Below are 12,374 nucleotides of genomic sequence, written 5' to 3'. Positions count from 1 at the left end.
GAAACCTCTTTTCTTATATTAGAATTAGATGTAGCGTTCAGCCAATTGGTTGATATGTGCTGCGTGCGCTCCCTCACCGATGGCTGCGAATTTCCATTCTTCGCCATGACGGTAGAGCTCTCCGCAGATCAATGCAGTAAAACCTGTGTAATTGTCCGTCAGGTTGAACTTGACCAGTTCACTGTTCCCCGACGCGTTCACAATCCGGATGTACGCCGATTTAATCATCCCGAAATCCTGCTTGCGGTTCACGGCATCATAGATATTGACTACGACAAGAACCTTGTGCACATCGGCAGGAATCGCCTTCAGATTCACCTTAATCTGCTCGTCGTCCCCGTCTCCCTCGCCTGTCAGGTTATCCCCGGAATGGACAACGGAGCTGTTCGGATTCTGCTTGTTGTGGAAACAGACCAGGTTCAGCTTGTTGGTCAGCTTGCCATTTTCGCTCAAGAGCAATGCCGATGCATCGCAGTCGACGTTGGCCTGCTTCTTAACACCGAAGAATCCGCGTGCCGGCTCAGCAGGGTCCCAGCCAAGTCCTACAATGACATTGGACAGTCCGGCGTTTCCCTTTGTTAAATCAATCTTTTGACCTTTTACCAAATTAATACCAGCCAAATTTACGTACCTCCGTTTCGAAAAGAATAGCAGTTAAAAGTCTAACTTGTGGGTGTTATACCAGTGATACGACACAGAAGCAATTACGTTTCATCCGTTTCCCGGTAAATTTCAATTCTGTACTTACAGGCTGAATTCGCTTGGACTGAGTCCCAGCACGCTGCAAATATTCCGCACCACCGCTTTTTCCTGCTCGTCAAAATCGCCGTCAGCCGCACCGATTGCAGAACATACACCTACAATTACGCGCCCAATTTCCGGTTTGCTGCTGAACTTGGCGATGGCTTTCAGCGCTTCCTGTTTGCCGATCTCCGGAGAAAATTCGAAATTGCTGACATAGAAATTGAACTGGGCAATGACATCCCTCATGTCAAAAACCTTCAGTTCGTTGCTGAGGTTCATATATCCGGCCATTTTATTCTTTTCAGCTTCCTCAATTTTGCCGTCAGCCGCAGCCACCAGGGCGCAGCCCGCGACAACAGCGTTCATAAAATCTTTATTTTTGAACTTTTTCACCTGTTCAGTCAGTCCGTTTTTTGTTGTGTTCAACCAGTTTTTAAATGTGCTCATCGTATTCTCCTTCTATCATTATAAGTTATGATAAACAAAAGATATCCCCGAGCCTCCTCTCAGCCGTTTCGACAGATATTTACTTAAAGTTCCAGCTCTCAATCCTTACCCCTCTAATATAACCGATTAATCGCCAAGATTCTACTTTGCCAGGATTTCACAACACCTTGGATAAGAAGGCCCGGGTACGCTCATGCGACGGATAACCGAACAATTGCTCCGGATGGCCTTCCTCGATAACTGCACCCTGCTCCATAAACAGCACACGTTCTCCCACCTCGCGGGCAAACCCCATCTCATGGGTAACCACTACCATGGTCATCCCTTCACGGGCCAGATCCTTCATTACCGCAAGCACCTCACCGACCATTTCCGGATCAAGTGCAGAGGTGGGCTCATCAAACAGCATGATCTTCGGCTCCATCGCCAGCGCACGGGCAATTGCCACCCGCTGGGCTTGACCGCCGGAGAGCGAGGCCGGATACGCCTCGGCTTTTTCGCTTAAACCGACCTTGTCCAGCAGCTCCAGCGCCTTCCGGCGTGCCTGCTCCGCAGGCCACTTACGGACCTGGACCGGGGCGAGCATAATGTTCTCGATCACTTTTTTGTGGGGGAACAGATTGAACTGCTGAAAAACCATTCCAAGCTCTGTGCGTATATCGTTAATTCTTGTGCCTTTGGCCATCAGGGACGTGCCTTCAATAACGATGTCGCCCTCCTGCGGCTGCTCCAGAAGATTCAGGCAGCGCAGAAAGGTTGATTTGCCCGAACCCGAAGGACCGATCACCACCACAACCTCCTTGGTGTGAATATCGACATTAATGTCGGTCAGCACCTTGTGGGCCCCAAATGATTTATGCAGATGTCTAACTGAGATCATAGGCTCCATGTGCGCTTACACCTTCCGTTCAATAAAATTAAGCAGCTTGCTGAGTGAGTAAGTAAGAATGAAATAAATGAGTGCAGCAGTCAAATAAGGTTCCCATATCCGCAAATACTGGCCTTTCATCGTGTTGCTCCAGTACATAATCTCCGGGGCGGCAATCAGTGCGAGCAGCGAGGAGTCTTTTACCAGAACGATAAACTCATTGCCGAACGCAGGCACCATCCGTTTAACCGCCTGTGGCAGAATGATAAACCGCATCGCCTGAAATCTGGTCATCCCCAGTGAAACCGCCGCCTCACGCTGCCCAGGATCAATCGACTGGATGCCCGCCCGGAAGATCTCGGCTGAATAGGCTGCTGAGTTCAGAGAGAGCGCTATAAACGAAGTCATCAGAACATTGGTGCTGCCGTAAAATGCGGGGACCACCCCGAAGTGGACAATCAAAATCTGCACATACAAGGGGGTTCCGCGAAAAAAGTTGATGTAACAATGAAACGGCCAGCGGAAATACGCTTTTGGAGCCATTTTGCCAAAGCCGATGCCCAGTCCCAGGATGGAGCCGAAGATAATCGAGACGATAGATACACCAATTGTAAATGCCGTACCCCTAAGCAATACAGGTATATAATGAGCAATGATGTCAAATCTGAAATCCATAGAAACCTTCCCTTCTCTTCTCTTCTCATCTACTTGTTGCTTCCTCTCTATTTCATCTCTCTATTTCAAAAAAAGAAGCATGCGCAATAGCAATCATTACGCATGCTTATATAGATTGAACTTGTAGATTTATCTATTTATGGGATTGGCCCTGACTACAGAGAATGTTGGACTTCCGCTCCTGCAGTTCCAAACTTCTCCTCCGCCACTTCTCCCTAATCTTATATTTTCAAGTTCAATCTATATAGTTGTTCCGACGCTTACTCTGCATTCAAAAGGGTCTGGGTATCCGGCTCTTCACCGAACCAGGTTTTGTAGATTTCGGTATATTTGCCGTTCTCGATAATTTTTTTGATCGCCGGGTCCAGCTTGGCTTTCCATTCACTGCCCTTCGGATAGAGGATGCCGTAATATTCAGAACCGAAGTTCTCTTTGTCGATGATCCCCGTCAATTTCTCATCCGGGTTGTTCTTGATGTATTCATTCACGATGGCAATATCCGCTACCACTGCATCCGCTCCACCTTTATTCAACTCCATCAGGGCCACTGCGTTGCTGTCAAAACGCCTCAGGTTGCCGTTGTCCACACCCATAATCCCGCTCATCAATTCATCCGCCGTAGTCGCCGCCTGCACGGCGACCTTTTTGTCCTTCAGATCAAGCGCACTCTTAATGTCGCTGCCTTCCTTAACCATGATCATGTTGGTGGATTCAAAATAAGGAATGGAATAATCATAAGTCTCCTTACGTTCATCTGTAATGGACACCGATGATAACCCGGCCTGATATTCCGTGCCCTGCTTCACGCTGGACAGCATGGTATCCCAGCCTGTGTTCGTAACAGTGTAATCGATACCCGCTTCTTCCATAACCGCCTTGATAAAATCAATGTCAAAGCCCTTAATCTTATCGGTATCCATGTACTCCATCGGCGCATAGCTCGCGTCACTGGCGAACTTGATTGTATCCCCGCCGGCGCTGCCGCTATCCGCCTTATTGCCGGAACCGCAGCCTGCCATTGCAAGCACCAAAAATGCCGCCAAAGCTGACACTGCCCATTTCTTTTTCATCCCCATTCTCCAATCCCCCTACTGGTTTGTAAGATAACTTAAGGAGATTTTATCAGATCAAAGCGGTGATGACAATTAACTTTTCGCACTTATGTAATGTTACATAACACATTATTGATGGGTTGTGAAATTTGATGTTTCCCCCGTCCGGTGATCCGGCAATATGGCAGCAAGCCTGCCATACAACCGTTTTTTGCATCAAAAAAAGCACCGCCGGAAAATAGCCCTCTTCCGGTCGGTGCCTTACTTTTGCTTAAAACGTCAAATCTCCGTCATACGATGCGATCATCCGGTACAGCTCCGGCCGCCGGTCGCGGAAGATTCCCCACTCAATCCGGCCGACCTCCAATGCGTCAAGATCGAATTCGCTGACCAGTACGGCCTGCTCATCCCGTCCGGCTTCAACGACCTTGTTGCCCTGTGGACCAGCGATAAATGAGGAACCGTAAAAGTTAATGCTGGACTCCTCATCGGTTTCTTCTCCGATCCGGTTCGAGGCTACGACAGGAATCAGATTCGCCGCCGCATGGCCCAGCATGCAGGTCTGCCAGTGGTCTTTCGAATCAATGGAGCCATCCTGCGGCTCCGAACCAATGGCCGTAGGGTAGAACAAAATTTCCGCACCCATTAAGCTCATTACCCGTGCTGCCTCCGGATACCACTGATCCCAGCAGACACCTACGCCGATTTTGGCATACCGGGTGTTCCACACCTTAAATCCGGTATCCCCGGGATTGAAGTAGAACTTCTCTTCATAGCCAGGGCCATCCGGGATATGGCTTTTGCGGTACTTGCCCAGCACCGTGCCATCCGCATCAATTACAGCCAAGGAGTTGTAACGGGCATAGTTTTTCTTTTCATAAAAGCTGATCGGCAGCACCACCTGCAGCTCCTTGGCGATGGCTTTGAAGTGGTTCACCGCTTTGTTGTGCTCAAGCTCGGTGGCATAAGCATAATAATCGGATTTCTCCTTCTGGCAGAAATACGGGGTTTCAAACAGCTCCTGCAGCAGAATAATCTGCGCACCTTGGGCTGCAGCTTCTCTAACCAGTGTTTCGGCCTTGCGGATATTCTCTTCAATGTCGCCCGAGCAGCTCATTTGCGTCGCGGCTACTTTTACGTTTCTCACAGTTCTGTCCTCCTTGCATAAATAGATGATTTCCCGGCAGGCATCTGCTGGGTGGTGCAGTGTACATTGCCGCCTTCACCAATCACGGCCATTCCGTTCACTGTGCGGATTCTGCGGCCCGGGAACAGTGCAGCAAGCTTCTCTTCGGCAAGCGCATCCGTCTCAGCGGCAGTGCCTCCGAACACCGGCAGGATAATCCCGCCGTTCACAAAATAAAAATTCAAATAGCTGAGTGTCAGACGGCTGCCGTCATAGTCGGTACGAGGCGGCTGCTGGATGGGTACAATCTCGAGTTTCCGGCCTTTGGCATCCACGGCATTCTCCAGAATGCGCAAATTCTCCCGCGTAATTTCATAATTCTCGTCCTGCGGGTCATCGCAGACCTGGATGATTACCTTCCCAGGCGCAGCGAAGCAGGCAATATTGTCAACATGGCCGTCCGTTTCATCCCCGCTTAGGCCGCGCTTCAGCCAAATGATGGTCTCTGTACCTGTATATTTCCGCACGTATTCTTCAATTTCTTCCCGGTCCAGCTCCGGGTTGCGGTTTTTGTTCAGCAGGCATTCCTCCGTGGTTAGGAGCGTTCCTTCACCGTCGGTATGGATCGAGCCGCCTTCCATGACCAGCGGAGCATCGTAACGGGTCACCTGCACCTGCTCCAGAATTTGCGGAGCCACCTCATCATCAAGATCCCAAGGCGAATATTTGCCGCCCCAGGCATTGAACTTCCAGTTCACTCCTGCAAGAGCTCCATCCGTCCCCTTCACAAAGGTCGGACCGTTATCACGCAGCCAGGCATCATTATGCCGGATCGGCAGCAATGTAACGTTGTCGCCCAGAGACAGCTTCTCTACCTGCTCCAGCTCTTCGGGATTGACGATCACGGTTACCGGCTCGAATTCGGCAATGGCCCGGATAATCTCGGCATAACCCGCGCTTACAGCCTCATAATTGTCTGGAAACACCATTGATGCCTGGACCGGCCAGGAAATAAATGTACGTTCATGCTCGCCCCATTCCGGCGGCATGGTATAGTTTAAATCTTTGGGATACATTCTTATAATTACCTCATGTTATTTATATTTGGAGCGGAACGGCTGTCGCTGAAAAAGCTCCTTACCCATCATACAATAATATGGGGGTCCGCTCAATTGCCGGACAAGCAAAATCCCCCTGGGAAAATCAAGGGGGATTCGGGCTAGGCTATATTTTACAGCTGGATCTGCTTCACTATCTTTCCGGCAAAATCCTTGATAATAAATTCCCCATTCTCCAGGATCGCGTAGGAGTTGGGATTGTTCTCTTTTGGCAGCGAGATTGAGCCGGGATTCAGTACCGTGATGCCTTCTCTGACCTCAGCTACCGGGAGGTGGGTATGCCCCTGAATAAAAACATCACCCGGCGCAAGCGGGGGCAGATTGTCGATGCTGAAGCCATGCCCGTGGGTAGCGTAGATCTTCCGGCCTTCATGAAGGATCAGCACATAGTCACCCATCATCGGGAACTGCAGCAGCATCTGGTCGACCTCGGCGTCACAGTTGCCGCGCACGGCCACCAGCGATTTGCCATAGGCATTCAGCTTAGCGGCGACTCCCTGTGGATCATAGCCATCCGGCAGAGGATTCCTTGGCCCGTGGTACAGGAAGTCGCCCAGCACAACAAGCGTATGCGGCTGCTCCTCCTCCGCCTTCGCCAAAGCCTGCTCCAGCCAATGCAGCGATCCGTGAATATCCGAAATGAACATCAGTTTCATGATACATTCTCCTTTTATGTGGTCTATGTAACTATTTATCTTAACCTGCAAGGGAACGGAAACGCAAAGCGGACGCCACGCAGGGCGTCCTGAACCTTAGGTTTTTATCCAGCAATGGCTTAAGGCAGATTCGAGGAACCCGTGAGGAACCGGTCCACTTCCCGTGCTGCCTGCCGCCCTTCATTAATCGCCCACACCACAAGGCTCTGGCCGCGCCGTATATCCCCTGCGGCAAATACGCCTTCCACATTAGTTGCCTGTGTTCCAAACTCTGCTTTGGCGTTGGAGCGCTCATCACGCTCTACTCCAAGCTGGCCGAGCACAGTCTCTTCCGGTCCGGTGAATCCCAGGGCGAGCAGCACAAGCTGCGCCTTGATGACTTCTTCACTGCCCGGAACCTCAACCGGCACCATCCGGCCCTGCTCATTCCGGCTCCATTCAATACGCACAGTATGCAGCTCCTGCACATGTCCGCCGTCGTCGCCGACAAAACGCTTCGTGTTCACCAGATACCGGCGCGGATCTTCGTGATACAGCGAAGCCGCTTCCTGCTGGCCATAATCGACCTTCAGCACCTTCGGCCATTCCGGCCAAGGGTTGCCCGCCTGGCGGGTAAGCGGAGACTGCGGCATAATCTCCAGCTGGATCACACTGCGGCAGCCGTGGCGGATGGAAGTCGCCACACAGTCCGTGCCTGTATCCCCGCCGCCAATGACGACCACATCTTTGCCGGCCGCCGAGATGTACTCGCCGTCTGCGAGACTGGAGTCGAGCAGACTCTTCGTATTCAGTGTCAGGAACTCCATCGCCTGATGAATGCCCCGCAGCCCGCGCCCTTCCAGTGCCAGATCACGCGCCTGCGTGGAACCGCCGCAGAGCACCACTGCATCATGTTCCTCCTTCAGCTGCGATGCGGCAATATCTCTGCCGATCTCGGTACGGGTAACAAAGGTAATGCCTTCTGCCGCCAGCAGATCCACGCGGCGCTGTACAGTCTTTTTGTCGAGCTTCATGTTCGGGATTCCGTAAGTCAGCAGGCCGCCGATGCGGTCCGCACGTTCATATACAGTGACACTGTGTCCCGCCTTGTTCAGCTGTGCGGCACAAGCAAGGCCTGCCGGGCCGGAGCCGACGATGGCGACCTTTTTGCCCGTACGGGTGAGCGGCGGCTGGGGAACGATCCACCCTTCCTCAAAACCTCTATCGACTATGGCTTTCTCAATGGATTTGATGGTGACCGGCTTGCCGTTCATGCCCACGGTGCATGCACCCTCGCAGGGCGCAGGGCAGACACGTCCGGTAAACTCCGGAAAGTTATTCGTCTTGTGCAGCCGCTTCAGGGCTACCTCCCAGTTGCCGCGGTAAACCATATCATTCCATTCCGGAATAAGATTATGCAGCGGACAGCCGGAAGCCATCCCCGATAGCATTCGCCCCACATGGCAGAACGGCGTACCGCAATCCATGCAGCGCGCGCCCTGCTCCCGCAGCTTCTCCTCATCCATCGGCTGTGCAAATTCATTCCAGTTCTTGATCCGTTCCAAAGGCTCGCACTCCGCAGGAGTCTGCCGCTGATATTCGAGAAATCCTGTTGCTTTACCCATCCCTGTCATCCTCCGAGTCTCTCTGATTGGCCGCCGTATATTAAGGGCGGCATTCTTGCCCCATTCGGCTCCAAAAGACAGTTACTCTCTGTCACCGACTGATCATTTGTCACTGTAAAGCAGCAAAGCAAAAAGCTGTGACAAGGCGGGTTTCCGCCTGAAATGACTTCATATTATCATCTATCCTCTACAGCCTAAATGAGTAATGTCACATTTTTTAAATAAAATTCCGGGGATGGGCAAAGCTATTTAATACGCTATTTCTCCTTGGCTGCATGATGTATAGAGTTGAGCACTCTCAGCAGAAGTGCGGTTACCGGGAACACGTTCCAATTGACATCCCAGCTTCCAAAAACAAACCCGCTGATCAGGAAAATGACGACGGGCAGCGGCCGGATAATGACTCCAGCGCTGCCCATGGCCCGGTTCTCCTTTTACTTTTCCCGGGTATACTCCCCCTCCTTAAGCAGAAAGCTGAAGCTCTCCTTGATGTTCCCGTAGTAAATGAACAGAAAAACAGCCACAGCAATCAGTGAGAGCAAAAGCACCACGCCATAACCGGAAGAATCGTTATTGATGAGGGACTCCGCAATGACCGGAACGGGACTTAATACACACAGGCATACGCCCATCACCAGGGACAAAGTATACGTCGAGGCATATGCACTGCTGCGCTGCTGGATCTCGGACCGTAAATGATGCGGCAGGTTAAAGCCTTTGTGCAAATACTTATAATTCTCCAGCATCATGCCGCTGAATATGAATAGCCCCACCGCCAAGGCCACCAGTATAAGCAAAGCAACCACACCTAAGATTCCTGCAGCATCTTCTGAGAGGATTCCTTGTAGAAAACCGGTCTCAGCCAGGACATGAAGCAGAATCAGCAGCGCAGGTCCTATGAGGCACAGCATCACACCAATTCCTGTCATGAACCCCGCTTTCTTCTTGGCAACCATGTAGTCCCATGTATCCTCCGGCGCCAGCACAGGAAGAATGCCTTCCTCGCCTTCAACCGCAATATCCAGCTCTTCCATCAGTTCATCAATGTTGCCGAACTCGGAGATCACGATGCCAACGGCCTCATTTTCGGTTTTGCCTTCTTCTTTCAGCTCACGATACTTCTCTTCCATGCTCGCCAGCAAGTCCTGCTTGACCCCCTCTATCTGCGCGGTCTTAGGCAGAGCGGCAAACATATTGTTCAAATAACCGATGATGGTGTCCATTCCTGATCACAGCTCCTTAATGAATTTATTTACAACTTCCTGGGTAATCAGCCACTCGGCACATTTCTCATGGTAATAGGCCAGCCCCTCCGGAGTGATGCGGTAGTAGGTACGACGCTTTCCTTGTGTCTCATCCTTATAAAAAGAGCAGATGTACCCATTCTTCTCCAGCCGGGTAAACGCTGAATAAAGGGTGGTTTCCTTCATAATATATTTCTCATCCGACAGCTTCCTGATATTCTTGGCGATCTCGTAACCATAGGATTCTCCGTCCAATAGCAGGTATAAAATAAATGTATCGTTGTATCCGCGGATCACATCGCTGCTGATCAATGACCTTCCTCCTTACTACATCTGTCGTACTACATCTGTCGTAGTAATTGCATTGTAGCATAATTACTACGACAGGTGTAGTATTAATTTTGGAAAAATGAGCCTGGTTGTTCTGAACCGGCAGATCGGGGCATCCCAAGTGGAAAAAGGTTAACTAATTGGCCCCGGCACCCTGTTCCCTGAAGATTAAGTGGAAAAAGGTACACTCATTAAGCTCATTTCGTTCCATATAAAGAAATATCAACGAATTAAGTTTCCTTTTTCCACTTAAATCTCTCGATTGTTGATTTAGGGGAGGAATAAGTTCCTTTTTACCAACTAGCGTTTACGAAGAAGGCGGTGAGCAATCACCAACCCTTCTGCACCGCCTACATCTTGTCATCGAGGCTTCCAAGTGATCCTCATTTTTGCTTGTATGGTTTCCTATACAGCAAAAAGACTGTCCCGTAGGCAGATGACTCTACCCATAAGACAGTCTTTATATTCTTCACTCACGCCATTCTGGCCTTAGTCCGGCTAAGCCTGAACAGCCAATATAACCGTTCCTATACCCTTAACAGTCAGCCGCCCGTTTGTCTGGAGCTCCGCCAGTTCTTCGCCCAGCAGCGGCTCCCAGCCTCCCAGCGGCGGCAGCGCAAGCGTTGATCCCTTAGGATTGGTATTGTAGACAACGTACAGATACTGCGCCTCATCGCCACCGGCATGCTCCCGCAGGGTATAGGCTATAGCACCCGCCGGCGCCTTCTCAAAAAACAGCTTCGTGCGGATTTCTTCTGCACTGCGCAGTCGAAAGGCAGGATGTGCCCGGCGCAGCGCGATGAGCTTCTTCATATAAGCAACATCGTCCGCATACGCTGCACAGCGCTCCCAGTCCAGCCAATTGATCTCGACCGGTGACCTGAAGCTGTTTTCCACACCTTCTTTGGTGCGCAGAAATTCCTGCCCGGCGTGAAGGAATGGAATTCCCTGGCTCGTCAGGATCATGGCGGAAGCCAGACGGTGCATCGCCCGGTGCTGTTCGTTGCTGGCTTCAGGGGAGGACAAGACGATTTTATCCCACAGAGTATGGTTGTCGTGGCACTCCATATAGTTCACGCATTGCTGGGGTTCATCGGCAAATTGGCCGATTGTCTGCCCGTACACCACTCCTCCGGTAATCCCTGTCTTGACTGCCTGCTCCAGTCCCGATCTGCCGCCGATAAAGCCTGGGTCATCCGGCAGGAAAATGTTGCCCTTCACTGCATCCCGGTAACCATCATTGAATTGTCCGATCCCCGGCAGCGCATCCGCATTGCTCTGATTAGCCAGCCGTTCCATAGCAAGCTCGGTCTCCATGATCCACCCCTCGCCGATAGTCATGATCGAAGGGTCGATTTCGTCCAGACGTCTGCGGACTTCCGCCATAGTATCAATATCAATCAGGCCCATCAGATCAAAACGGAAACCGTCCAAATGATATTCCTTGGCCCAGTAAAGCACCGAATCCACAATAAAACGGGACATCATCATACGCTCAGACGCCGTATCGTTGCCGCAGCCCGAGCCGTTGGAGAGACTGCCATCCCGCTTATAGCGCAGATAATAGCCGGGAACGAGCTTAGTGAAATTCACACGGTACCCGTCATAGACATGGTTGTAGACCACATCCATGATAACGCGAAGACCCCGGTCATGGAGCGCCTGAATCATGGTTTTGAGCTCGGTGATGCGCAGCCCCGGCAGATAGGGGTCTGTTGCATAGGAGCCCTCCGGCGCGTTGAAATTCTTCGGATCATAACCCCAGTTAAAGTGCGGCTGATCCAGCTTGGTCTCATCCACACTCTCTGTGGAATAGTCGTAGATAGGCAGCAGCTGAATATGTGTTACCCCAAGATCAGCGATATGATCCAGTCCGGTCAGGATCCCCCCCGGACCCCGCGTTCCGCTTTCGGCGAGACCCAGATATTGTCCTTTGTGGGCAATCCCGCTGGCCGGATGAATGGACAAATCCCGCAGATGAAGCTCATAAATAACCGCGTCCACTGGATGAGCCAAAGGCGGTGTATCTGAAGGCAGCTTATCCTCAGCCCACCGCTCCGGGTCCGTTTTGCGCAGATCAATAATCGCCGCTCTATCCCCATTTACACCGACAGCCCGGGCATAAGGGTCCGCCGCCTCATTCCACTGCTCCCCGATACGCACACGGTAGGTATACAGCTTGCCCTCCAGATCACCGGAAACCGTCAGTCTCCAGGTCCCCCGCACCTCGCGGGTCATAGGCAGGCGGCGGCCGGCCGTCTGCTGCCAGGAGTCATACAGCACAACCTCCGCCTCCTGGGCGGTAGGAGCCCATAGGCAAAATGCTGAGCAGGCCGGTGTATAAGCGAGGCCAAGGTCATCTCCGTCATAGCTGAACAGCATGTCAAAATCCTGGTCGAATACGGAAACCCCGCTGGTAGCCGCAGGATCCCCAAAGTAGATAGGTTCTTCCATTTCCCTTTGTACTGACATCCAAATATTCCCCTTTTCCCCTTATTAATTGGATATTA

Annotated in this window: 13 protein-coding genes; all 13 read right to left on the bottom strand. The window is 51.5% G+C overall.

Going from position 1 to position 12,374, the window contains the following annotated elements; translation table 11 throughout:
• Positions 1-24: 24 nt before the first annotated feature.
• The 13 genes from PGRAT_RS02040 to pulA all read right to left on the bottom strand — a co-directional run bounded on the left by PGRAT_RS02040 (position 25) and on the right by pulA (position 12,336).
• Entirely contained in the window at positions 25-621 is a 597-nt protein-coding gene (locus PGRAT_RS02040; protein ID WP_025709033.1) for a TerD family protein, read from the bottom strand.
• A 123-nt stretch (positions 622-744) separates the two neighbouring features.
• Positions 745-1,191 (bottom strand): tellurite resistance TerB family protein, encoded by a 447-nt coding sequence (locus PGRAT_RS02035; protein ID WP_025709032.1) that lies wholly within the window; start codon positions 1,189-1,191, stop codon positions 745-747.
• Positions 1,192-1,348: 157 nt separating this feature from the next.
• Positions 1,349-2,071 carry an amino acid ABC transporter ATP-binding protein gene (locus tag PGRAT_RS02030; RefSeq protein WP_025709031.1) on the bottom strand — a complete coding sequence of 241 codons (723 nt, stop codon included), beginning with the start codon at positions 2,069-2,071 and terminating at the stop codon, positions 1,349-1,351.
• 15 nt (positions 2,072-2,086) lie between these two features.
• Complete coding sequence (locus PGRAT_RS02025; protein WP_025709030.1) at positions 2,087-2,734, bottom strand: amino acid ABC transporter permease; 648 nt, start codon at positions 2,732-2,734, stop codon at positions 2,087-2,089.
• A gap of 260 nt (positions 2,735-2,994) precedes the next feature.
• Positions 2,995-3,810 carry a transporter substrate-binding domain-containing protein gene (locus PGRAT_RS02020; protein WP_081759043.1) on the bottom strand — a complete coding sequence of 272 codons (816 nt, stop codon included), beginning with the start codon at positions 3,808-3,810 and terminating at the stop codon, positions 2,995-2,997.
• Between the two features lie 247 nt (positions 3,811-4,057).
• Positions 4,058-4,933: an N-carbamoylputrescine amidase gene (gene aguB / locus PGRAT_RS02015; protein WP_025709028.1), complete on the bottom strand. Its 876-nt coding sequence runs from the start codon at positions 4,931-4,933 to the stop codon at positions 4,058-4,060.
• Positions 4,930-5,988, bottom strand: a complete 1,059-nt coding sequence (locus PGRAT_RS02010) for an agmatine deiminase family protein (RefSeq protein ID WP_025709027.1) — start codon at positions 5,986-5,988, stop codon at positions 4,930-4,932. Before PGRAT_RS02010 ends, aguB begins: the two co-directional genes overlap by 4 nt.
• 155 nt (positions 5,989-6,143) lie before the next feature.
• Positions 6,144-6,686, bottom strand: a complete 543-nt coding sequence (gene yfcE / locus PGRAT_RS02005) for a phosphodiesterase (RefSeq protein ID WP_025709026.1) — start codon at positions 6,684-6,686, stop codon at positions 6,144-6,146.
• A 119-nt stretch (positions 6,687-6,805) separates the two neighbouring features.
• On the bottom strand, positions 6,806-8,290 hold the full coding sequence (locus PGRAT_RS02000) for a glutamate synthase subunit beta (protein WP_042265923.1): 1,485 nt from the start codon (positions 8,288-8,290) through the stop codon (positions 6,806-6,808).
• Between the two features lie 257 nt (positions 8,291-8,547).
• Positions 8,548-8,709 carry a hypothetical protein gene (locus PGRAT_RS32940; protein WP_155990550.1) on the bottom strand — a complete coding sequence of 54 codons (162 nt, stop codon included), beginning with the start codon at positions 8,707-8,709 and terminating at the stop codon, positions 8,548-8,550.
• 15 nt (positions 8,710-8,724) lie between these two features.
• On the bottom strand, positions 8,725-9,513 hold the full coding sequence (locus tag PGRAT_RS31075; RefSeq protein ID WP_051424800.1) for a permease prefix domain 1-containing protein: 789 nt from the start codon (positions 9,511-9,513) through the stop codon (positions 8,725-8,727).
• A gap of 6 nt (positions 9,514-9,519) precedes the next feature.
• Entirely contained in the window at positions 9,520-9,846 is a 327-nt protein-coding gene (locus PGRAT_RS01990; protein WP_025708833.1) for a PadR family transcriptional regulator, read from the bottom strand.
• A gap of 516 nt (positions 9,847-10,362) precedes the next feature.
• Entirely contained in the window at positions 10,363-12,336 is a 1,974-nt protein-coding gene (gene pulA / locus PGRAT_RS01985) for a type I pullulanase (protein WP_042265921.1), read from the bottom strand.
• Positions 12,337-12,374 lie beyond the last annotated feature (38 nt).

The sequence above is a fragment of the Paenibacillus graminis genome, from assembly GCF_000758705.1.
GTDB classification, from domain to species: Bacteria; Bacillota; Bacilli; order Paenibacillales; family Paenibacillaceae; genus Paenibacillus_AQ; species Paenibacillus_AQ graminis.
The sequence above is the reverse complement of the archived record's forward strand: the minus strand, read 5'-3'. Positions and strand labels throughout refer to the sequence as shown.